The following is a 20,175-nucleotide window of genomic DNA, read 5'->3' as shown; positions in this document are numbered from 1 at the left end:
CGGCGGGCCCTCAGCTCTTGCGGTGGCCCACCAGCCGCGGCCGCGCCTCCAGGTGCTCCAGCCCGTGCCAGGCCAGGTTCACCAGGTGCGCCGCCACCTCCGCCTTCTTCGGCCGCCGCGTCTCCAGCCACCACTGCCCCGTCAGCGCCACCATCCCCACCAGCGCCTGCGCGTACAGCGGCGCCAGCTTCGGGTCGAACCCCCGCGCCTTGAACTCCAGGCCCAGGATGTCCTCCACCTGCGTGGCGATGTCGCTGATCAGCGACGCGAACGTACCCGTCGACTGCGCCACGGGGGAGTCCCGCACCAGGATCCGGAAGCCGTCCGTGTAGTTCTCGATGTAGTCCAGCAGGGCGAAGGCCGCCTGCTCCAGCAGCTCCCGCGGGTGCCCGGCCGTCAGAGCGCCCGTCACCCCGTCCAGCAACTGGCGCATCTCGCGGTCCACCACCACCGCGTACAGGCCCTCCTTGCCGCCGAAGTGCTCGTACACCACCGGCTTGGACACCCCGGCCTTGGCCGCGATCTCCTCCACCGACGTGCCCTCGAACCCCTTCTCGGCGAACAGGGTGCGGCCGATGTCCAGCAGTTGCTGGCGCCGTTCGGCGCCCGTCATCCGGACCCGGCGTCCTCGCCTGGGCTTGTCGCTGCTGGTGCTGCTGCCGTCGATCGCCACGTCCCCCATCATGCCGCGTTCGCGGTCTTTTCCCTGCGCCGGGCGTCGATCCGCGCCCCCGACGGCCACCGCACGTCCCAGGCCCAGCCCGCCAGCTCGAACCAGCGGATCAGCCGCGCGCTCGAATCGACCTGCCCGCGCAGCACGCCGTGGCGCGCCGACGTCGGATCCGCGTGGTGCAGGTTGTGCCAGGACTCCCCGCACGACAGCACCGCCAGCCACCACACGTTGCCGCTGCGGTCCCGCGACCGGAACGGCCGCTTGCCCACCGCGTGGCAGATCGAGTTGATCGACCACGTCACATGGTGCAACAGCGCCACCCGCACCAGCGAACCCCAGAAGAACGCCGTGAACGCCCCCCACCAGGACATCGTCACCAGACCGCCCACCAGCGGCGGCACCGCCAGCGACACCATCGTCCAGTAGACGAAGTCACGGCTGATCCGCCGGATCGCCGGATCCTTGATCAGATCCGGCGCGTACTTCTGCTGGTCCGTCTGCTCCTCGTCGAACAGCCAGCCGATGTGCGCCCACCACAGGCCCTTCAGCAGCGCCGGCACCGTCTCCCCGAACCGCCACGGCGAATGCGGGTCGCCCTCGTGGTCCGAGTACTTGTGGTGCTTGCGGTGGTCCGCCACCCAGCGCACCAGCGGACCCTCCACCGCCAGCGAGCCCATCACCGCCAGCGCGATCCGCAGCGGCCGCTTCGCCTTGAAGGAGCCGTGCGTGAAGTAGCGGTGGAAGCCGATCGTGATCCCGTGGCACGCCAGGAAGTACATGAACGCCATCAGGCCGAGGTCCAGCCAGCTCACCCCCCAGCCCCACACCAGCGGCACCGCCGCCAGCAGCGCCAGGAACGGCACGGTGATGAACAGCAGCAGCGCGACCTGCTCCACGGAACGCTTCTGCTCACCGCCGCGGGTCGCGGACGGCGCCGAGAGGGGGGAGGGCGCCGCAGCGTCCTCCATCAGATCGGGACTGAGGGTCATCGGGGATCCCCTGGGGGGTGAGAAGAAGCCGGCGGGTGCCCCGGTCACGGCCCCGCAGACCTACGGACCCGTAACCTACGGCAACGTAAGTATGGCAAAACCGCCCCGCCCGGCAAGGCCCCCGCGCACACCGCGCCCCGAGCCGCCCCCACCACACCCCCGAGCCGCCCCGACCCCACCCCCGGACCGGCCCCCGTGCCCCACCCCCGGACCGGCCCCCGCGCCACGCCGCCGCACCGGCCCCGGCGCCACGCCGCCGCACCGCCCCGCACCACGCCGCCCCGCCACACACGGGCCCGCTCTGCCGGGGCACAGGGGCGCTCCACCTATCCTGGTGTCGTCGGACAGCGCGGTCCGCACGGGCAGCCCGGGCTGCGCACCACCGTCGGCACCGCCGGACGCGCACTCCCGGGAGCCCACAGCCCAGTAGCGCTCGAACACTGCAAGGAGCCGCACCTGTGAGCAGTGCTGACCAGGCCCCCCAGGCCCCCGTCACCCAGCCCGCCGCCCCGTCCGACCGCAAGGACGCCGCACAGACGGCCAACGCGGAGCTGCGCGCGGACATCCGCCGCCTCGGCGACCTCCTCGGCGAGACCCTCGTACGCCAGGAGGGCCAGGACCTCCTCGACCTCGTCGAACGCGTCCGCGCACTGACCCGCACCGACGGCGAGGCCGCCGCCGCACTGCTGGGCGACACCGACCTGGAGACCGCCGCCAAGCTCGTACGCGCCTTCTCCACCTACTTCCACCTCGCCAACATCACCGAGCAGGTCCACCGCGGCAAGGAACTGCGCGCCCACCGCGCCACCGAGGGCGGGCTCCTCGCCCGCACCGCCGACATGCTCAAGGACGCCGACCCCGAGCACCTGCGCGAGACGGTCAAGAACCTCAACGTCCGCCCCGTCTTCACCGCCCACCCCACCGAGGCCGCCCGCCGCAGCGTCCTCAACAAGCTCCGCCGCATCGCCGCCCTCCTCGAAGAGCCCGTCACCGGAGCCGGCGACCGCCGCCGCCACGACCTGCGCCTCGCCGAGAACATCGACCTCGTCTGGCAGACCGACGAACTGCGCGTCGTCCGCCCCGAGCCCACCGACGAGGCCCGCAACGCCATCTACTACCTCGACGAGCTCCACGCCGACGCCGTCGGCGACGTCCTCGAGGACCTCGCCGCCGAACTCCAGCGCGTGGGCATCGAACTCCCCGCCGGCACCCGCCCCCTCACCTTCGGCACCTGGATCGGCGGCGACCGAGACGGCAACCCCAACGTCACCCCCGACGTCACCCGCGACGTGCTGATCCTCCAGCACGAACACGGCATCTCCGACGCCCTCGAACTCATCGACTTCCTGCGCGGACTGCTCTCCAACTCCATCCGCTACACCGGCGCCACCGAGGAACTCCTCACCTCCCTTCAGGCCGACCTCGAACGCCTCCCGGAGATCAGCCCCCGCTACAAGCGCCTCAACGCCGAAGAGCCCTACCGCCTCAAGGCCACCTGCATCCGCCAGAAGCTCCTCAACACCCGCGAGCGCCTCGCCAAGGGCACCCCCCACGAGGAAGGCCGCGACTACCTCGGCACCGCCGAGCTCCTCACCGACCTCACCCTCATCCAGACCTCCCTGCGCGAACACCGCGGCGCCCTCTTCGCCGACGGCCGCATGGACCGCACCATCCGCACCCTGGCCGCCTTCGGCCTCCAGCTCGCCACCATGGACGTGCGCGAGCACGCCGACGCCCACCACCACGCCCTCGGCCAGCTCTTCGACCGCCTCGGCGAAGAGTCCTGGCGCTACACCGACATGCCCCGCGACTACCGGCAGAAGCTCCTCGCCAAGGAACTCCGCTCCCGCCGCCCCCTCGCACCCACCCCGGCCCCCCTCGACGCGGCCGGCCAGAAGACCCTCGGCGTCTTCTCCGCCATCAAGGACGCCTTCGAGAAGTTCGGCCCCGAGGTCATCGAGTCCTACATCATCTCGATGTGCCAGGGCGCCGACGACGTCTTCGCCGCCGCCGTCCTCGCCCGCGAAGCCGGCCTCCTCGACCTCCACGCCGGCTGGGCCAAGATCGGCATCGTGCCCCTCCTGGAGACCACCGACGAGCTCCGCGCCGCCGACGTCATCCTCGACGAGATGCTCAACGACCCCTCCTACCGGCGCCTGGTCTCCCTGCGCGGCGACGTCCAGGAGGTCATGCTCGGCTACTCCGACTCCAGCAAGTTCGGCGGCATCACCACCAGCCAGTGGGAGATCCACCGCGCCCAGCGACGCCTGCGCGACGTCGCCCACCGCCACGGCGTACGCCTGCGCCTCTTCCACGGCCGCGGCGGCACCGTCGGCCGCGGCGGCGGCCCCTCCCACGACGCGATCCTCGCCCAGCCCTGGGGCACCCTCGAAGGCGAGATCAAGGTCACCGAACAGGGCGAGGTCATCTCCGACAAGTACCTCGTCCCCTCGCTCGCCCGCGAGAACCTCGAACTGACCGTCGCGGCCACCCTCCAGGCCTCCGCCCTGCACACCGCGCCCCGCCAGTCCCCCGACGCCCTCACCCGCTGGGACGCGGCCATGGACATCGTCTCCGACGCCGCCCACTCCGCCTACCGCGAGCTCGTCGAGGACCCCGACCTGCCCGCCTACTTCTTCGCCGCCACCCCCGTCGACCAGCTCGCCGACCTCCACCTCGGCTCCCGGCCCTCCCGCCGCCCCGACTCCGGAGCCGGCCTCGACGGACTGCGCGCCATCCCGTGGGTCTTCGGCTGGACCCAGTCCCGCCAGATCGTCCCCGGCTGGTACGGCGTCGGCTCCGGCCTCAAGGCCCTGCGCGAAGCCGGCCAGGACGACGCCCTCGGAGAGATGGGCGAGAAGTGGCACTTCTTCCGCAACTTCCTCTCCAACGTCGAGATGACCCTCGCCAAGACCGACCTGCGCATCGCGCGCCACTACGTCGACACCCTCGTCCCCGACGAGCTCAAGCACGTCTTCGCCCGCATCGAGGCCGAACACGAGCTCACCGTCCGCGAGGTCCTGCGCATCACCGGCGGCGAGGAGCTCCTCGACTCCCAGCCCGTCCTCCAGCAGACCTTCGCCGTCCGCGACGCCTACCTGGACCCCATCTCCTACCTCCAGGTCTCCCTGCTCGCCCGCCAGCGCGCCGCCGCCTCCCGCGGCGAAACCCCCGACCCGCTGCTGGCCCGCGCCCTGCTCCTGACCGTCAACGGCGTCGCCGCCGGCCTGCGCAACACCGGCTGACCCCGCCCGCACACGACGGAGCCCCCCGCACCATCCGGTGCGGGGGGCTCCGTCGCGTGCCGCCCTACGAGTTGTACGCGGACTGCGCCCGCTCCAGACCCTCCTGGACCAGGCACTCCACCGCATCCGCCGACCGGTCCACGAACCAGTCCAGCTCCTTGCGCTCCGTCGACGAGAAGTCCTTCAGCACGAAGTCCGCCACCTGCATCCGCCCCGGCGGCCGGCCGATGCCGCACCGCACCCGGTGGTAGTCCGCACCCATCGCCTTCGTCATCGACTTCAGCCCGTTGTGGCCGTTGTCCCCGCCGCCCAGCTTCAGCCGCAGCGTCGCGTAGTCGATGTCCAGCTCGTCATGGACCGCCACGACCCGCTCCAGCGGCACCTTGTAGAAATCGCGCAGCGCCGTCACCGGACCGCCCGACAGGTTCATGAACGACATCGGCTTCGCGATCACCACCCGCCGGTTCGCCGGCCCCGGAGCACCGATCCGGCCCTCCAGCACCTGCGCCCGCGCCTTGTGCGCCTTGAACCTGCCGCCGATCCGCTCGGCCAGCAGGTCGGCCACCATGAAGCCGATGTTGTGGCGGTTGCCGGCGTACTCCGCTCCCGGGTTACCGAGACCGACGATCAGCCAGGGTGCCGCGTCGTCCGACATCAAAAGCTCCTTAAGGCCTTGCCTTGCCATGCCGTGCCATGCCTTGCCATGAACGAAGACGACCGCCGTCCCGCTCCAGTGGAGCCGGACGGCGGTCGGTCAGCAACTGCTGAGGAGGAAGGGCGAGGCTCAGGCCTCGTCGCCCTCGGCCGCCTCGGCCGCCGGCTCCTCGGCCTGCGGGGCGACGACCTGCAGGACGGCGGTCTCGCCGTCGACGGCCAGCGTGGTGCCGGCCGGCAGGACCAGGTCGGAGGCGTGCACGGTGGCACCGGCCTCCAGGCCCGCGATCGAGACGGTGACCTCGGTCGGGATGTGGGTGGCCTCGGCCTCGACCGTGATGGTGGCGAGGAGGGTCTCCAGCAGGTTGCCGCCGGCGGCCAGGTCGCCCTCGGTCACGACCGGAACCTCGACCGTGACCTTCTCGCCCTTCTGGACGATCAGGAAGTCGACGTGCAGGATGTTGCGCTTCAGCGGGTGGCGCTGGACGGCCTTCGGGATGACCAGCTCGGTGCCGTCGCCCGCGATGTCCAGGGAGAGCAGCGCGTTCGGGGTCTTGAGGGCCATCATCAGGGCGTGGGCCTCGACACCGACGTGCTTCGGGGCGGTGCCGTGACCGTAGATGACACCCGGGGTCAGGGCCTCGCGGCGGGCCTGACGGGCCGAGCCCTTGCCGAAGGACTCGCGGAGCTTCGCGGAAAGCTTGATCTCGGACATGTTCACTCCTCGTGGGGTGACGAAAACGGACAGGAGTCACCCGGCCGAAACGGCCTGCTACGAAGAGCGCGTCGATAACGGAGCACCCGTACCGGAAAACAGGTACGGCCTCCCTCGCCGAGCAACTCGTCGAGTGTACCCGGCGGGGAGGCCGCGCCCAAAAGGATCTACCGCAGGACCCTCAGGCCCTTACTGCTGCTCCTCGAACAGGCTCGTCACCGAACCGTCCTCGAACACCTCGCGCACCGCGCGGGCGATCATCGGGGCGATCGACAGGACCGTGATCTTGTCGAGCTCCAGGTCGGACGGGTCGGGCAGCGTGTTCGTGAAGACGAACTCGCTGACCTTCGAGTTCTTCAGACGGTCGGCCGCGGGACCCGACAGGATGCCGTGCGTCGCCGTCACGATGACGTCCTCCGCACCGTGCGCGAACAGCGCGTCGGCCGCGGCGCAGATCGTGCCACCCGTGTCGATCATGTCGTCGACCAGCACGCAGACGCGGCCCTTGACCTCGCCGACGACCTCGTGGACCGTCACCTGGTTGGCGACGTCCTTGTCACGGCGCTTGTGCACGATCGCCAGCGGCGCGTCCAGGCGGTCGCACCAGCGGTCGGCCACGCGCACGCGGCCGGCGTCCGGGGAGACCACCGTCAGCTTCGTGCGGTCCACCTTGGCGCCCACGTAGTCCGCGAGGACGTTCAGGGCCGAGAGGTGGTCCACCGGGCCGTCGAAGAAGCCCTGGATCTGGTCCGTGTGCAGGTCGACCGTCAGGATGCGGTCCGCACCCGAGGTCTTCAGCAGGTCCGCGACCAGACGCGCCGAGATCGGCTCGCGGCCCTTGTGCTTCTTGTCCTGACGGGCGTACCCGTACGACGGGATGATCACCGTGATGGAACGAGCCGACGCGCGCTTCAGCGCGTCGATCATGATCAGCTGCTCCATGATCCACTTGTTGATCGGAGCCGTGTGGCTCTGGATCAGGAAGCAGTCCGCGCCACGCGCCGACTCCTGGAAGCGGACGTAGATCTCACCGTTCGCGAAGTCGAAAGCCTTGGTCGGCACCAGGCTGACCCCCAGCTGGTGCGCGACCTCCTCGGCCAGCTCGGGGTGGGCGCGGCCGGAGAAGAGCATCAGCTTCTTCTCGCCGGTCGTCTTGATCCCGGTCACAGCACTGTCTCCTCAGACGTGTGAAAAGCTGCTCGCCCCCGTGTACGTCCGTCCCGCACACGGTGAGCCAGCCGAATTGCGTGCACTATCACGGTACGCCGTCCCGGGCGTACTCGTTTCCGGTCAGTTCACCTCAGTGCTGGCCGGAGTCCTTCTCGGTCGAGGACTGGGCCGCCGTCGCGGCCGCGCTCCCGGGCCGCTTGCGGGCCACCCAACCCTCGATATTCCGCTGCTGGCCGCGTGCCACGGCCAGTGCGCCCGCCGGGACGTCCTTCGTGATCACCGATCCGGCGGCCGTGTAGGCGCCGTCCCCGATCGTGACCGGAGCCACAAACATGTTGTCCGAACCCGTCTTGCAATGTGAGCCGACGGTGGTGTGGTGCTTGTGCTCGCCGTCGTAGTTCACGAAGACGCTCGCGGCGCCGATGTTCGTGTACTCGCCGATCGTCGCGTCGCCGACGTAGGACAGGTGCGGGACCTTCGTCCCCTCGCCGATCGTCGCGTTCTTCATCTCGACGTACGTGCCGGCCTTCGCCTTCACGCCCAGGTTCGTCCCCGGACGCAGGTACGCGAACGGGCCGACCGTCGCCTGGTCGCCGACGACCGCCCCGTCCGCCACCGTGTTGTCCACACGGGCCCCCGCGCCCACGCGGGTGTCCTTCAGGCGGGTGTTCGGGCCGACCTCGGCCCCCTCGCCGACGTGCGTGTCGCCCAGCAGCTGGGTGCCCGGGTGGACGAGCGCGTCCTGCCCGAAGGTCACCGTCACGTCCACGAACACGCTGCCCGGGTCCACGACCGTCACGCCCGCGAGCATGGCCCGCTCCAGCAGGCGCGCGTTCAGCAGGGCGCGGGCCTCGGCCAGCTGCACCCGGTTGTTGATCCCGAGGATCTGGCGGTGGTCGCTGCCGACCGCCGCGCCGACGCGGTGGCCCGCCTCGCGCAGGATCCCCAGCACGTCGGTGAGGTACTCCTCGCCCTGGCTGTTGTCGGTGCGGACCTTGCCGAGCGCGTCGGCGAGCAGCGCGCCGTCGAAGGCGAAGACCCCGGAGTTGATCTCCCGGATCGCGCGCTGCGCGTCGGTGGCGTCCTTGTGCTCGACGATGGCCGTGACGGCGCCGGTGGCGGGGTCGCGGACGATGCGGCCGTAGCCGGTGGAGTCGGGGACCTCGGCGGTGAGGACGGTGACGGCGTTGCCGTCGGCCTCGTGGGTGGCCGCGAGGGCGCGCAGGGTCTCGCCGGTGAGCAGCGGGGTGTCGCCGCAGACGACGATGACGGTCCCGTCGACCGTGCCGCCGAGCTCTTCGAGGGCCATCCGGACGGCGTGCCCGGTGCCGTTCTGCTCGTACTGGACGGCGGTGCGGACGCCGGCGTCGATGCCGGCGAGGTGCGCGGTCACCTGTTCGCGGGCGTGGCCCACGACGACCACCAGGTGGGTCGGGTCGAGCTCGCGGGAGGCGGCGACCACGTGACCGACGAGCGAGCGCCCGCAGATCTCGTGCAGGACCTTGGGAGTGGCCGACTTCATGCGGGTGCCTTCACCCGCTGCGAGTACGACGACGGCTGCCGGGCGGGTTGCGCTCACGGGTGTGCCCTTCGGCTTCGGGGGTGGACCCGTGAAGGATAGCGGGGGGTCACAGGTCGGAAACGAGGCCGGGTCCCGACCATGAGGTCAGGACCCGAACGTGTGGAGCTCCCCCGCCAGGATTCGAACCCGGACCTAATGGCACCAAAAGCCACTGTGCTGCCAATTACACTACAGGGGATAGTATCCAGCTAAATCGGACACTATGTCTTAGTGATCGAACCGACGCCCCCTACTATGCCGCACCAGGCGCCTTCGATGCGACGGTGAAGCTCCGAGCCCTGCAAGACGCTCACGGTGAGGCATCCGCGGTAGCCGATACCGGTGTTCCTGCGGTTGGTTCTGGGGTTGTGGCGCTTGAGGGCCGTCTTGTAGAAGTGCGCGGCGCCGAGTCCGACGATCCCTTCCCAGTAATCCTCGGCCGCCGCGATGTCGGCGGATTCGTGGATCTGGAGGGTGAAGCGGAGCCGGTCGTCGGTCACGCCCATGAGGCGCAGCCAGGCAAGGAATGTCCTGATCATGTCCGGGTCGCTGTTCACGCATTCGATCTGGGGGTGCGGCTTGGCCTTCGCTCCTTCCGCCCAGTAGAGGGCGACGCCCACCAGGAACAGCTCCCTCTCGCTGAGGGCGCCGATCTCGGCCGCCGCCGAGTGGCGTGTGGCCGCATGTTCCGCGAGGCGGCGCCCGTGCGCCTCTCGTCGGCCGGCCTGCGCCCGGGTCGTGTCGATGGCGACGGGGCGGATGCGGCGCTCCGGCTTCGGGAGGTCGCGGACCCAGAGGGAGATCGAGCTCTTCGAGCAGCCGAGCTCGACCTGGATCTCGTCGTACGTCATGCCCTCGATGCGGAGCTCGCGAGCCTTCGCGCGGAGGGCGTCCTTGGCGCGGGGGCGCTTGGTCCATTCGGGTGGGGGCTCGCCCTTGACCGGGGCGTTGAGGATGTTGTTGTTGTGGACGCCGAGGCGGTCACGGATCTGGCGGAGGCTGAGGCCCTCGCGCCGCAGGGCGACGGCCTGCTCTCGGAGGGCTTCGAAGGTCGTGGCCCCGCTGTGGAGGCCGCCTGTGCCGTCGCCGGGGCGACGTCGGATTTCGCTCATGCCGCCACCCTCGTCCGGAATGTGGGATTCAGGTCTCGGATCGCGGGTGATTCAGTCGTACGTGCGATTACCCCGCGTTCGCGGGAATTGTGGTCGCCCTCGTGCCGGGGGCGCTGCGTACGCTGGTCGGCATGACCGGTACGGGGGACGAGTGCGACGGGGCGGGGCGGGACGGGCCCTGGTGGTGGGAGCGGCGGCGGGGGGCCGTGCTCGATGTGGGGCTGGGGGTGGTGTCCGCCGTCGAGTGCGCCTTCGAGGGGATTCCGTTCGCGCACGAGGCCGGGCTGCCGGTGGGGCTCGGGGTGCTGTTCGGGGTCCTGGTGGGGGCGGTGCTGGTGTTGCGGCGGCGGTGGCCGATCGCCGTGGTGCTGGTCGGGATCGCCGTCACGCCGGCGGCGATGGGGTTCCTGCTCGGGGTGGTGGGGCTGTACACGCTGGCCGCCTGTGAGGTGCCGCGGCGGATCACCGCCACGCTGGCCGCGATGTCGCTGGCCGGGACGTTCGTCGTGACGTACCTCAGGACCCGGGGGGACGTCGACGGGGAGGGCGCGCTCGTTTTCGTGCTGTCCGCGTTCATGGCGGTGGCGCTGACCGTGCCGCCGGTGCTGCTCGGGCTGTACGTGGGGGCGCGGCGGCGGCTGATGGAGAGCCTGCAGGAGCGGGCGGACTCGCTGGAGCGGGAGCTGTCGCTGCTGGCCGACCGGGCGGAGGAGCGGGCGGAGTGGGCGCGGCAGGAGGAGCGGACGCGGATCGCGCGGGAGATGCACGACGTGGTGGCGCACCGGGTGTCGTTGATGGTGGTGCACGCGGCGGCGTTGCAGGCGGTGGCCGGGAAGGATCCGGAGAAGGCGGTGCGCAACGCGGTGCTGGTGGGGGACATGGGGCGGCAGGCGTTGACGGAGCTGCGGGAGATGTTGGGGGTGCTGCGGGCGTCGGAGAAGCCGGTCAGGGCGGTGGCGCCGGTGGCCGCGTCGGTGGCGTCGGTGCCGGTGGGGGAGGAGGGGCCTTCGCTGGCGGAGCTGGAGGCGCTGGTGGGGCAGTCGCGGGCGGCGGGGATGTGCGTGGAGATGGTGGTGCAGGGGGAGCGGGGCGCGTATCCGGGGGAGGTGGAGCAGACGGCGTACCGGGTGGTGCAGGAGGCGCTGACGAACTGCCACAAGCACGCTCCGGGGGCGCGGGTCGTCGTACGGCTGGCGCACCGGGAGGGGGAGGTGGCGATGCAGGTGGAGAACGGGCCGTGCGAGGGGGAGGCGCGGGGTGCCGATCTGCCCAGCGGGGGCAACGGGCTCCTGGGGATGCGGGAGCGGGTGCTGGGGCTGGGCGGGGTGTTCGTGTCGGGGCCGACGGACGGGGGCGGGTTCCGGGTGTCGGCGGTGCTGCCGTTCGGGTAGTCCCGCCCCCGGGGTGTCAGGGGGCGGCGGTGGTGAGCCGGGCGGGCTGGAGGCCGGTGAGGAGGAGGGTGAGGGCCTCGTCGGGGCTCGCGCCGAGGTACCAGTCGCCGGTGTGGTCGACGAGGTAGGTGCGGTTCTCGCGGTCGATGGCGAGGTGGGCGCCGCCGGCGGTGTCGGAGCCGAGGGGGCAGAGCTGGGTGGAGAGGGCCCGTCCGAGGTCGGCGAAGGTGCGGGCGAGGTGGAGTCCGGTGAGCGGGTCGAGGCGGACCGGGGTGGGGGCTATCTGGCGGCCGGGGCCGGGGGCGGTGATGGTGAGGCCGCCGAATTCGGCCCAGGCTTCGACGGCGGCCGGGAAGACGGTGTGGCGGTGGCCGGCGGGGGTGGTGTGGTCGCGGAGGGCGTCGGCCCAGTATTCGGCTTGTTTGATGTCCCACCGGCCGGGTTCCCAGCCTGCCGTGCGCAGGGCGGCGTCGACGCCGACGGGGAAGCGGTTGGCGGAGGAGCGGCCGTAGGAGGCCGATGCGGCCGAGGGGGTGGCGGAGGCCGAAGAGGCTGAGGAGGCGGTCATGGTGGCTACTCGGGCTGGGTGAGGTCGACGGGTCGTACGCCGAAGTGGTTGAGGAGCGCGTCGCAGGAGCGGCAGGGCGGTGCGTAGCTGCCGTGGAGCGGGTCGCCGTCCTCGCGGATGCGGCGGGCGGTGATCTTGGAGTGCTTCAGGGCGCGGCGGGCTTCGCTCGCGGTGAGGGGTTTGCGGGAGGCGCGTCTGCTGCGGGCGCCTTCGACGGTGGTGAGGTGGCGGGAGAGGAGTATGGCTTCGGGGCAGCGGCCGGTGAAGCGCTCCCGCTGGCCGCTGGTGAGGGTGTCGAGGAAGTCCTGGACGAGGGGGTGCAGGGCGGGTGGCTGGTCGCCCTTGCCGGCGGTGCCGGTGAGGGTCTCGCCGCGGACGGAGAGGGCGGCGGCGACGGTGGGCAGGATGCCGTCGCGGCGGAAGCGGAGTACGGGCGGCGTGTCGGGGCCGGCCGCGGTGCTCCAGCGCAGGCGCGGGTCGCCGGCGGGGCCGGGTTCGGTGTTCTGTCCGCGGTCCGCGCGGGGTGCCGTGTGGGGCGTGCCCGCGGTGTGTGTGGTCGCTGTCTGCATGGTGCCTCTTCCCTCCCGTGCGGCGGTGGTGGCCGCTGTGGCGCACGCCCCCGTGCTGCGGGGACAGCCTGTCAAATGTCCGCTGTCACGTGGAAGCGGGGTCGAATATTCGTATCAATTCGGATGTTCCCGCCCCGTGCGCCCCCGCCGGGGTCGGGGGCGGTCGAGGGTCTTGCCGGAGCACTTAGGCTGTGGTGAACCGTCCAGATCCAGCAGGGGGCCACCACCATGACGACAGGTCGGCTCGGGCAGCAGGCCGTGCCACCCAACGCCGCGTACTCGGGGCAGGTCGTGCATTTCCCGGACCCTGTCCGGGCCGCTCGGCATCCCCATGGTGTGCGGATGGACGGGGACGGTCATCCCGACTTCTCGCGGTACGCGCGCGCGGCCGTGGAGATCGCCGAGCCCCCGGAGGGCTTCGGCGCGGACGAGCTGCGGCTGACGGACTGCGTGTCCGCCAACGCGGCGATGCACGCGGCGGGTCATCCGCTGTGGGACACGGTCGGGCCGGTGGCGACGCCGCACGGCTGGACCTGGCACCACGTGGCGGGTTCGCGGCGGATGGAGCTGGTCCCGGTCGAGGTGAAGGCGCTGCTGCGGCACCATGCGGGGCTGGCGACGGCTCCGGTGGACCACGACAAGCGCGGCGGGCGGCCGCTCCAGGAGGTCCGGCCGGTCCACCTGGGGCTGCCGAAGTCGCTGGTGTCGGTGTCGGAGTCGCAGGTGCAGGGGGTCGAGGAGGACCTCGGGTACCGGCTTCCGGAGGCGTACCGGTCGTTCCTGAAGGCGGCGGGCGGGTGCGCGCCGGTGGGCGCGGGGCTGTTCGTGGAGCTGGGGATGCTGGTGGACCAGCCGTTCTTCACGGTGCGTGAGGAGGCGGCGGTCAACGACCTCGTCTACATCAACAAGTGTCTGCGGGACCACCTGACGAAGGACTACCTGTGCGTGGCCTTCGTGCAGGGCGGGCTGCTCGCGGTGAAGGTGCGGGGCGAGGGGGTCGGTTCCGTCTGGTTCTCCCCGTACGACGACGCGCGCGACCGGGACGGCTGGTCGGTGCAGGAGCGCGTGGAGCGGCTGTTGCTGCCGTGCGGTGCCGATTTCGATGCCTTCCTGGAGCGTGTGGCGGGGAATCCGCCGGAGCTGGAGACGGTGGCCGGTCTGATGGTGGACGGCGGTTTCGCGCGTTCGGTTCCGGTGGCTGACACCGGCATGGGTGAGGGGTGAGCGCGTCGTGGTGACGTTCGCGCAGGCGCAGGAGCGCGCCGAGGAGTGGATCAACGGAGACGTGCCCGGCTACCAGCACCGCGAGGTGCGGGTGCGGGAGTTCGGGCTGGGCTTCGTGGTGTGGGCGGAGGACCGGGCCGGGGGTCCGGTGTCGGGTGGCGGCCGTCAGCGGCTGGTCATCGCGCGGGACAGCGGTGAGGTGACGCTGTGGCCGGGGCTGCCGGTGGGTGAGGTGATCCGGCGGTACGAGGAGGAGTACGGGGCGGCCGCGGCGGCTGCCTCGGAGGCTTCGGTCCCGCCGCCGCGGATCGACTCGGAGCAGACGTCGTTCATGCTGAGCCCGCCGGAGTGGCTGCAGGAGGCCGCGGACCGGGCGGGGATCCCGCCGGTGGTGGGTGCGGGGTCGGGGTCTTCGGGGTCCGGTGCTGCCGGGGCCGGGTCGGCCGGGTCTTCGGGGTCCGGGGTCGCCGGGTCTGCCGGTGCTGCCGGCTCCGCGGGTGCTGCCGGTTCTTCCGGTTCGGCCGGTGCGGGTGTGCCGGACGCGGTGCCGGCCGGGTCCGGGTCGTGGGCCGGTACGGACGTGAACCCGGGGGCCGGTTCTTCCGGTTCTTCCGGTTCGGCCGGTGCGGGTGTGCCGGACGCGGTGCCGGCCGGATCCGGGTCGTGGGCCGGTACGGACGTGAACCCGGGGGCCGGTGACGGTGACGGCTCCGTGCCGCTGCCCGCGACGGTGTTCGCGCCGGCGCTGTCGGGATCCGACCTGGACGACGCGCCGGCTCCCTCCGGGGCGGGTGCGGAGGCCAAGACCACGCTGATGGCGGGCGGCAGCCAGCTGCCGAGGACCGCGATCGCTCCGGCTCTGGCGCTCCAGGCGGAGGCCGCGGGCGGCGCCGGCGCGGCGGGCGGGGTGCCGCAGGGCGCCGGCCCGGTGCCGGGGGTTCCGGCTGCGGGGCCCGGGGCACCGGGTGCGCCCGGGGCTCCTGGGATGCCCGGGGCTGCTGTGCCGGGTGGTCCTGGTGCGCCTGCGCCTGCCGGTATGCCTTCGGCTCCCGGTATGCCCGGTGCCCCCGGTACGCCTTCGGCTCCCGGTGCGCCGGGTATGCCTGGCGCTCCCGGGGCTCCGATGCCGTCTGCGCCGCCTGTTCCGCCTGCGCCCGCCGGTATGCCTTCGGCTCCCGGTGCGCCCGGTGCTCCGGGGTCGTCCGGGGGTGGGGCGTACGCCGCGACGATGCTGGCCGGGCCCGGCACGGTTCCGCCGCCCGGGCCGCCCGGGCCGCCCGGCGCGCCGACGCCGCCTCCCGCGCCGCCGGCCGCTCCCGGTTCCCTCGGCGGCGGGCTCGACCACGCCGCCACGATGCTGGCCGGTCCCGCGGTCGTGCAGGCGCCCAACCCGCCCGGTCCGCCCAACCCGCCCGGTCCTCCGGCGCCTCCCGGTGCGCCCGCCGCGCCCGCGCCTCCGGGGCCTCCCGGCGGTTCGCTCGGGGGCGGGCTGCAGCATGCGGCGACGATGCTGGCGGGTCCGGCCGTCGTGCAGCCGCCCGCGCCGCCCGGGCCTCCCGGTGCGCCGACGGCCCCGCCGGCGCCCCCCGGCGCGCCCGGCGGCTCCCTCGGCGGCGGGCTCGACCACGCCGCGACCATGCTGGCCGGTCCGGCCGTCGTGCAGCCGCCCGCCCCGCCGGGGCCTCCCGGTGCTCCTGGTGCGCCCGCGGCCCCCGGGGCTCCCGGTGCGCCCGGGGGCGGGATGCAGCACGCCGCGACGATGCTGGCCGGTCCCGGTACCGTTCCGCCGCCCGGTCCGCCCTCCGCGCCGCCCGGCGGTCCGGCGGGGCAGCCGCCGGCCCCGTCCGGCGTGCCCACGGTCGGCCCCGGCTACCAGGCCGTGCTCCGCTACCGTGCGCCCGACGGCTCCGAGCAGCAGCTCATCCGCCGCTCGGCGCCCGGTACCCCGCACCCCGAGTGGCAGATCCTGTACGAGCTCCGCGCGATGAACGTGCCGCCGCAGCAGGTGCTGGAGCTGCACACCGAGCTGGCCTCCTGCGAACTGCCCGGCGGTTACTGCGCCCGGATGATCCGGGAGACCTGGCCGCAGGTGCGGATCACGAGCGTGGCCCCGTACGGGACCGACCACGCGGGACGTCAGCAGGGCATGCGGCACCTGCTCACCCATCAGGGTGAGCTGCACCAGGTGGCGGACGGCCCGGCGCGTCCGGCGCCGGTCCGGGCGCCGCTGCCGCAGGTCCCGCTCCAGCCGGCGATCCCGATGGACGCGATCGCGCAGGAGCTGGCGGGTGCCTTCGGGCCGCAGGGGATCTTCCGCTTCGACCAGCGGGCGGTATCGCGCCAGGGTGTGCCGGAGATCGTGGCGCAGACGCTGATGTGGGCCGGTCTGCCCGTCGATTTCGGGCCGTTCTTCTGGGCGCAGGCCGTGCCCGGGCAGCCGGTGCCGACGCTGGCCGAGCTGGCCGCGCAGCGGCAGGTGCAGCCGGCGTCGGACGCGGGCTCGTACCTGGTCATCGGCAGCGACTTCGGCAAGGCGCTGTGCGTGCAGTACGGGACGGCGCACATCGTCGCGGTGCCGGTGGAGGGCGGCCCCGGCGGGGCGCCCGTGCCGCCGCAGTTCGTGAACTCGAGCCTGCCGCAGTTCGCTCGGTCGCTGGCGATGCTGGGTCACATGTGGCGCCTGCGCCAGCATCTGACGCCGGAGCAGGCGGGGCGCTGGACGGTCGACTTCCAGGCGAACCTGGCGGGGCTCGACAGTGCGGCGCTGGCGTCGCCGGAGAGCTGGTGGTCGGTGCTGCTGGAGCAGATGTGGGACGGACTGCTCTGAGCGGTTCGCCGATCGGATGAATGGCCGGGCCGGGACCCCTCCGAAGGGGGTCCCGGCCCGGCCATTCAGGCTTCTGGCCTCAAATGACGCATCCTTGACGGGAATCCCCGCGAGAGAGGCGCTTCCAGGATGAGTGCACCGATGTCACCTCACGGTCCCCAGGGTTTCTCGACCGTGCGCGGCGGCCGCGGCTACCGGCCGGAGGACGTCGACCGGTACGTCGCCCGGCTGGCCGGCAGCCGGGACGAGGCCTGGGAACGGGTGGCGCGGCTGACCGTCCTGGCGCGGCAGATGGAGCAGGAGGCGGAGCGGCTGCGGGCCGCGGTGGCGGCGCTGGCGCCGCAGACGTACGACGAGCTGAGCGAGCGCGCCCGGCGGATCCTGTCGCTGGCCGAGGAGGAGTCGGAGATCCTGAGGGCCGACGCGCGGGCGGACGCGGTGGAGGCGGCGGGCGCGGCGGAGGCGCACGCGGACCGGGTGGCGGAGCTGGCGCGGCACGACGCGGAGGCGGTGCGCGAGCAGACCGAGGTGCGGGCGCGGCAGGGGCTGTTGCAGGCGCAGCGGGAGGCGGACGGGCTGCGGGCGAAGGCGCGCGAGGAGGCCGCGCAGTGGCGGGCCGACGCGCAGGCCGGGCTGGCGGACACGCGGCGGCGGGCGCAGGCGCTGCTCGCGGAGCGGGAGCAGGAGCAGGTGGAGCGGCGGGACGCGGCCGAGCGGGAGGCCGCGGCGCGGACGGCCGAGCAGGAGGCGCGGCTCGCGGAGATGGAGCGGCACGCGCAGGCGCGGCTGGCGGAGGCGCGGCGGGGGTTCGCGGAGGCGGAGGAGTCGGCGCGGCACGGCCAGGAGGATGCGGAGGCGCGGGCGGCGGAGCTGGTGGCGCAGGCGCGGGTGCGGCAGGAGCGGGTGGGGCGGGAGACGGATCGGATCCTGCGGGAGCACGAGGAGGCGCAGGAGGAGATGCGGGCCCACATGAACCACGTCCGCTCCAGCCTGGCGGCCCTGACGGGGCGGGCGCCGGCGGAGGGGTAGGGGTCGCCGCCCCCGGCCCGGGTCGGGGGACGGTCAGGGGCGGGTCAGGAACGAGTCGATCAGCGGGGCGATCTCGTCGAGGTGGGTTTCCAGCGCGAAGTGCCCGGCGCCTTCGAAGACGTGGACGTCGGCGCCCGGCGCGTCCCGCAGGTACGCCTTGGCCCCCGCGGGGGTGAAGAAGGGGTCCCCCGCGCCCCAGACGACGAGCACCGGTACCGCCGAGTCGCGGATCCAGGCCTGCCAGGCCGGGTAGTGGGCGAAGTTCGAGGCGTAGTCGAAGGCGAGGTCGGCCTGGGCGTCGGTGCGGCCGGGCAGGCCGAGGTAGTGGACGTCGAGGGTCCAGTTGTCGGGGGAGATCAGGGCGGGGTCCGCGACTCCGGTCTCGTACTGGAAGCGGGTGCCTTCCGGGGTGAACAGCCGCCGCACCCGTTCCTCGTTGCCCGGCACCTCCCGCCGCAGTGCGGCGAACCCGCGGGCTTCGTCGGAGAGTCCCTCGTCGTAGGCGTTGCCGTTCTGGACGATGAGGCCGGTGATCCGTTCGGGGCGCCGGGTGGCGAGCCGCAGGCCGACGGGGGCGCCGAAGTCGAAGACGTACAGCGCGAACCGGTCCAGGGCGAGGGCGTCGGTGAAGCCCTCCACGATGTCGGCGAGGCGGTCGAAGGTGTAGGTGAACCCGGGCGGGGTGTCGGTGCGGCCGAAGCCGGGGTAGTCGGGGGCGATCAGCCGGTACGGGGTGTCGCGGAGGGCGTCCATCAGGCGGGTGAACTGGTGCGAGGCGGTGGGGAAGCCGTGCAGGAGCAGCAGGACGGGGCCGTCGGCGGGGCCGCTTTCGCGGTAGGCCACGGTCACGCCGGCGACGTCGACGGTGCGGTGCGCGATCATCACATGCCTCCATGTCGTCAAGTGGCATTAGTCTCGGGCAGCACCTCTAATGCGTCAAGGGCTGTTGGTAGCATTAGCGGGTGACGTTCTTTCCGCTGACCGGCGAGCCCCTCGCGCTCGATCTGCTGAACACCCGGCCGGCCGACGCCGGCGACCTCGTCGCCGACCGGGCCGGTCTCGCCGCCTGGCTGGCGGTGGAGGGCGAGCGGCTGAGCCGTGTCGCCGAGGTGGGGGAGGCCGAGGTGGCCGCCGTGCACGCCGTGCGGGAGGCCGCCGGACCGCTGCTGGAGGCGGCCCGGCGCGGTGAGCGGCCGCCGGCCGGCCCGCTGGACGCGCTGAACGGGATCCTCGCCGCGGCTCCCGCGCACCGGGAGCTGTACTGGTCGGCCCTGACCGGGCCGATGGCCTCCCCGCACCGCGGGGCCGCCCCGGCGGCGCGGCTGGCCGCGGAGCTGGCGGAGGCGGTGGTCGACCTGCTGACGGACCCGCGGGTGGCGTCGGTGCGCGCGTGCGAGGCGGAGGACTGCGTGATGCTGTTCCTGCCGGCGCACCCCCGGCGGCGCTGGTGCGTGGCGTCGGCCTGCGGGAACCGGGCCCGGGTGGCCCGCTACTACGCCCGGCACAAGGGGGAGGCTTCCTGACGGACCCCGCCCGGAGGGACGACAGGTTCTAGCCCGCCGGCCGGGCGGTGGCCGGTGCGGGTGCGGCGCCGTAGCGGTAGGGGTCGCTGCGCAGGCCGCGGGAGGTGACCACCAGGGTGAACGGGGGCTTCGCGTCCGGCGGGAGGGTGGCCGTGAGGGTGCCCGTCGCCGGGTCCTGGGCGGTCGTGAGCGGGGTGTCGTCCAGCGTGAGGCGGGGGTCGGTGAAGCCGCCGCCCTCGACCGTGAGCGAGCCGTCCGCGGTGACGGCGGCATGGGTGATCACCGGGTTGCCGCGGGTGGCCATCTTGTTCACCAGGTACGCGCCCGCCGGGGCGCCGGTCAGGGCCCAGATCTCGGAGGGGAGGTCGGGCAGGCCGCCGCCCACGTCGGAGAGGAAGAAGAGGACGACGTAGAGCATCGTGACCGCGCTCAGGGCCACGTACTGGAGGTCCACGAGGTCGGTGCGGCCGCTGTCGTTGGCGATCAGCTCCCGCAGCGGCCGGCGCCCGGTGGCGGTGGGCCTGGGCGCCGGCTTGGCCAGGGTGCCGTTCTCCACGCGGATCCCGACGACCGTCTTCGCCGCGATCAGCGCGATGTACGGGCCGCCGAGCAGCGGGAGGTAGACCGGGGTCAGGGCGGCGAGCGGGCCGTGCTCGCCGCGGAACCAGGCGACCCCGCCGCCCGCCGTCAGCCCGTAGCCGAGGATGGCGAGCAGCAGCCAGACCAGGATCACGGTCCAGGCCAGTGCCAGGGTGGTCGAGGTGGAGAGCCGCCCGTCGCGTCCGGTGACGAAGTCCGGCCTGCGGTACAGGCGCAGTGCGACGGGTCCGGCCAGGGCGGCCAGTAACGCCAGTGCGAAGAGTGCGGATGCCATGTGGTCCCCCCGGATGCGGTCCTGGGGAGAGCCTCACCCAACCAGGCGGGG

18 protein-coding genes and 1 tRNA gene are annotated in these 20,175 nt (G+C 72.9%); 6 read left to right on the top strand and 13 right to left on the bottom strand.

From position 1 onward, the window contains the following. Nucleotides 1-10 precede the first annotated feature (10 nt). Entirely contained in the window at nucleotides 11-685 is a 675-nt protein-coding gene (locus tag AB0469_RS09985) for a TetR/AcrR family transcriptional regulator (RefSeq protein ID WP_366450839.1), read from the bottom strand. Then, the gene (locus tag AB0469_RS09980) at nucleotides 682-1,662 is read right to left on the bottom strand and encodes a fatty acid desaturase (RefSeq protein WP_366450838.1); all 981 of its coding nucleotides are present in this window, start codon (nucleotides 1,660-1,662) and stop codon (nucleotides 682-684) included. Before AB0469_RS09980 ends, AB0469_RS09985 begins: the two co-directional genes overlap by 4 nt. 551 nt (nucleotides 1,663-2,213) lie before the next feature. Between AB0469_RS09980 and ppc the strand changes: the two genes are divergently transcribed. Further along, the gene (ppc, locus tag AB0469_RS09975; RefSeq protein ID WP_366450994.1) at nucleotides 2,214-4,907 is read left to right on the top strand and encodes a phosphoenolpyruvate carboxylase; all 2,694 of its coding nucleotides are present in this window, start codon (nucleotides 2,214-2,216) and stop codon (nucleotides 4,905-4,907) included. 64 nt (nucleotides 4,908-4,971) lie between these two features. Here the strand turns inward: ppc and pth are convergent, their stop codons facing one another. The 6 genes from pth to AB0469_RS09945 all read right to left on the bottom strand — a co-directional run bounded on the left by pth (nucleotide 4,972) and on the right by AB0469_RS09945 (nucleotide 10,119). Further along, complete coding sequence (gene pth / locus AB0469_RS09970; protein WP_366450837.1) at nucleotides 4,972-5,562, bottom strand: aminoacyl-tRNA hydrolase; 591 nt, start codon at nucleotides 5,560-5,562, stop codon at nucleotides 4,972-4,974. Between the two features lie 129 nt (nucleotides 5,563-5,691). Continuing rightward, nucleotides 5,692-6,276, bottom strand: coding sequence for a 50S ribosomal protein L25/general stress protein Ctc (locus AB0469_RS09965; RefSeq protein WP_366450836.1), 585 nt, complete (start codon nucleotides 6,274-6,276; stop codon nucleotides 5,692-5,694). A gap of 189 nt (nucleotides 6,277-6,465) precedes the next feature. Further along, nucleotides 6,466-7,443: a ribose-phosphate diphosphokinase gene (locus AB0469_RS09960; protein WP_042815924.1), complete on the bottom strand. Its 978-nt coding sequence runs from the start codon at nucleotides 7,441-7,443 to the stop codon at nucleotides 6,466-6,468. A gap of 133 nt (nucleotides 7,444-7,576) precedes the next feature. Further along, nucleotides 7,577-9,025 carry a bifunctional UDP-N-acetylglucosamine diphosphorylase/glucosamine-1-phosphate N-acetyltransferase GlmU gene (glmU, locus tag AB0469_RS09955; RefSeq protein WP_366450835.1) on the bottom strand — a complete coding sequence of 483 codons (1,449 nt, stop codon included), beginning with the start codon at nucleotides 9,023-9,025 and terminating at the stop codon, nucleotides 7,577-7,579. A gap of 108 nt (nucleotides 9,026-9,133) precedes the next feature. Beyond that, nucleotides 9,134-9,206, bottom strand: a tRNA-Gln gene (locus AB0469_RS09950). Between the two features lie 22 nt (nucleotides 9,207-9,228). Then, on the bottom strand, nucleotides 9,229-10,119 hold the full coding sequence (locus AB0469_RS09945) for a hypothetical protein (RefSeq protein ID WP_366450834.1): 891 nt from the start codon (nucleotides 10,117-10,119) through the stop codon (nucleotides 9,229-9,231). Between the two features lie 131 nt (nucleotides 10,120-10,250). Between AB0469_RS09945 and AB0469_RS09940 the strand changes: the two genes are divergently transcribed. Beyond that, the gene (locus tag AB0469_RS09940) at nucleotides 10,251-11,510 is read left to right on the top strand and encodes a histidine kinase (RefSeq protein ID WP_366450833.1); all 1,260 of its coding nucleotides are present in this window, start codon (nucleotides 10,251-10,253) and stop codon (nucleotides 11,508-11,510) included. Between the two features lie 16 nt (nucleotides 11,511-11,526). Here the strand turns inward: AB0469_RS09940 and AB0469_RS09935 are convergent, their stop codons facing one another. Both AB0469_RS09935 and AB0469_RS09930 read right to left on the bottom strand, forming a co-directional pair. Then, nucleotides 11,527-12,078 (bottom strand): SUKH-3 domain-containing protein, encoded by a 552-nt coding sequence (locus tag AB0469_RS09935; protein ID WP_366450832.1) that lies wholly within the window; start codon nucleotides 12,076-12,078, stop codon nucleotides 11,527-11,529. A 5-nt stretch (nucleotides 12,079-12,083) separates the two neighbouring features. Then, nucleotides 12,084-12,548: a YwqJ-related putative deaminase gene (locus AB0469_RS09930; protein ID WP_366450993.1), complete on the bottom strand. Its 465-nt coding sequence runs from the start codon at nucleotides 12,546-12,548 to the stop codon at nucleotides 12,084-12,086. A 327-nt stretch (nucleotides 12,549-12,875) separates the two neighbouring features. On the opposite strand from AB0469_RS09930, the gene AB0469_RS09925 reads away from it, so the two are divergent. After that, a complete protein-coding gene (locus AB0469_RS09925; RefSeq protein ID WP_366450831.1) occupies nucleotides 12,876-13,871 on the top strand; it encodes an SMI1/KNR4 family protein in 996 nt (331 codons plus the stop codon). 165 nt (nucleotides 13,872-14,036) lie between these two features. On the opposite strand, the gene AB0469_RS09920 is transcribed toward AB0469_RS09925, so the two are convergent. Then, complete coding sequence (locus AB0469_RS09920) at nucleotides 14,037-14,675, bottom strand: hypothetical protein (RefSeq protein WP_366451008.1); 639 nt, start codon at nucleotides 14,673-14,675, stop codon at nucleotides 14,037-14,039. Nucleotides 14,676-14,685: 10 nt separating this feature from the next. On the opposite strand from AB0469_RS09920, the gene AB0469_RS09915 reads away from it, so the two are divergent. Then, nucleotides 14,686-16,698: an SUKH-4 family immunity protein gene (locus AB0469_RS09915; RefSeq protein ID WP_366450992.1), complete on the top strand. Its 2,013-nt coding sequence runs from the start codon at nucleotides 14,686-14,688 to the stop codon at nucleotides 16,696-16,698. A gap of 141 nt (nucleotides 16,699-16,839) precedes the next feature. Continuing rightward, a complete protein-coding gene (locus AB0469_RS09910) occupies nucleotides 16,840-17,727 on the top strand; it encodes a cellulose-binding protein (RefSeq protein WP_366450830.1) in 888 nt (295 codons plus the stop codon). A 33-nt stretch (nucleotides 17,728-17,760) separates the two neighbouring features. Here AB0469_RS09910 and AB0469_RS09905 read toward each other — a convergent pair whose 3' ends face one another. After that, on the bottom strand, nucleotides 17,761-18,609 hold the full coding sequence (locus AB0469_RS09905; protein ID WP_366450829.1) for an alpha/beta hydrolase: 849 nt from the start codon (nucleotides 18,607-18,609) through the stop codon (nucleotides 17,761-17,763). Between the two features lie 80 nt (nucleotides 18,610-18,689). Here AB0469_RS09905 and AB0469_RS09900 point away from each other — a divergent pair, with 80 nt between their 5' ends. Further along, nucleotides 18,690-19,250, top strand: a complete 561-nt coding sequence (locus AB0469_RS09900) for an ABATE domain-containing protein (protein ID WP_366450828.1) — start codon at nucleotides 18,690-18,692, stop codon at nucleotides 19,248-19,250. Nucleotides 19,251-19,278: 28 nt separating this feature from the next. Here the strand turns inward: AB0469_RS09900 and AB0469_RS09895 are convergent, their stop codons facing one another. Further along, the gene (locus AB0469_RS09895) at nucleotides 19,279-20,124 is read right to left on the bottom strand and encodes a hypothetical protein (RefSeq protein ID WP_366450827.1); all 846 of its coding nucleotides are present in this window, start codon (nucleotides 20,122-20,124) and stop codon (nucleotides 19,279-19,281) included. Between the last annotated feature and the right edge of the window lie 51 nt (nucleotides 20,125-20,175).

The sequence above is a fragment of the Streptomyces sp. NPDC093801 genome (genome assembly GCF_040701585.1).
GTDB lineage: Bacteria > Actinomycetota > Actinomycetes > Streptomycetales > Streptomycetaceae > Streptomyces.
Note: the sequence above shows the minus strand (reverse complement) of the source record. Positions and strands in the feature narration are given on the sequence as shown.

Excerpts from the sequence above, each read along its gene's own strand:
- AB0469_RS09985 (WP_366450839.1), bottom strand. The coding sequence starts at position 685 with ATGATGGGGGACGTGGCGATCGACGGCAGCAGCACCAGCAGCGACAAG.
- AB0469_RS09980 (WP_366450838.1), bottom strand. The coding sequence starts at position 1,662 with ATGACCCTCAGTCCCGATCTGATGGAGGACGCTGCGGCGCCCTCCCCC.
- pth (WP_366450837.1), bottom strand. The coding sequence starts at position 5,562 with ATGTCGGACGACGCGGCACCCTGGCTGATCGTCGGTCTCGGTAACCCG.
- AB0469_RS09965 (WP_366450836.1), bottom strand. The coding sequence starts at position 6,276 with ATGTCCGAGATCAAGCTTTCCGCGAAGCTCCGCGAGTCCTTCGGCAAG.
- AB0469_RS09945 (WP_366450834.1), bottom strand. The coding sequence starts at position 10,119 with ATGAGCGAAATCCGACGTCGCCCCGGCGACGGCACAGGCGGCCTCCAC.
- AB0469_RS09940 (WP_366450833.1), top strand. The coding sequence starts at position 10,251 with ATGACCGGTACGGGGGACGAGTGCGACGGGGCGGGGCGGGACGGGCCC.
- AB0469_RS09935 (WP_366450832.1), bottom strand. The coding sequence starts at position 12,078 with ATGACCGCCTCCTCAGCCTCTTCGGCCTCCGCCACCCCCTCGGCCGCA.
- AB0469_RS09925 (WP_366450831.1), top strand. The coding sequence starts at position 12,876 with ATGACGACAGGTCGGCTCGGGCAGCAGGCCGTGCCACCCAACGCCGCG.
- AB0469_RS09915 (WP_366450992.1), top strand. The coding sequence starts at position 14,686 with ATGGCGGGCGGCAGCCAGCTGCCGAGGACCGCGATCGCTCCGGCTCTG.
- AB0469_RS09910 (WP_366450830.1), top strand. The coding sequence starts at position 16,840 with ATGTCACCTCACGGTCCCCAGGGTTTCTCGACCGTGCGCGGCGGCCGC.
- AB0469_RS09905 (WP_366450829.1), bottom strand. The coding sequence starts at position 18,609 with ATGATCGCGCACCGCACCGTCGACGTCGCCGGCGTGACCGTGGCCTAC.
- AB0469_RS09895 (WP_366450827.1), bottom strand. The coding sequence starts at position 20,124 with ATGGCATCCGCACTCTTCGCACTGGCGTTACTGGCCGCCCTGGCCGGA.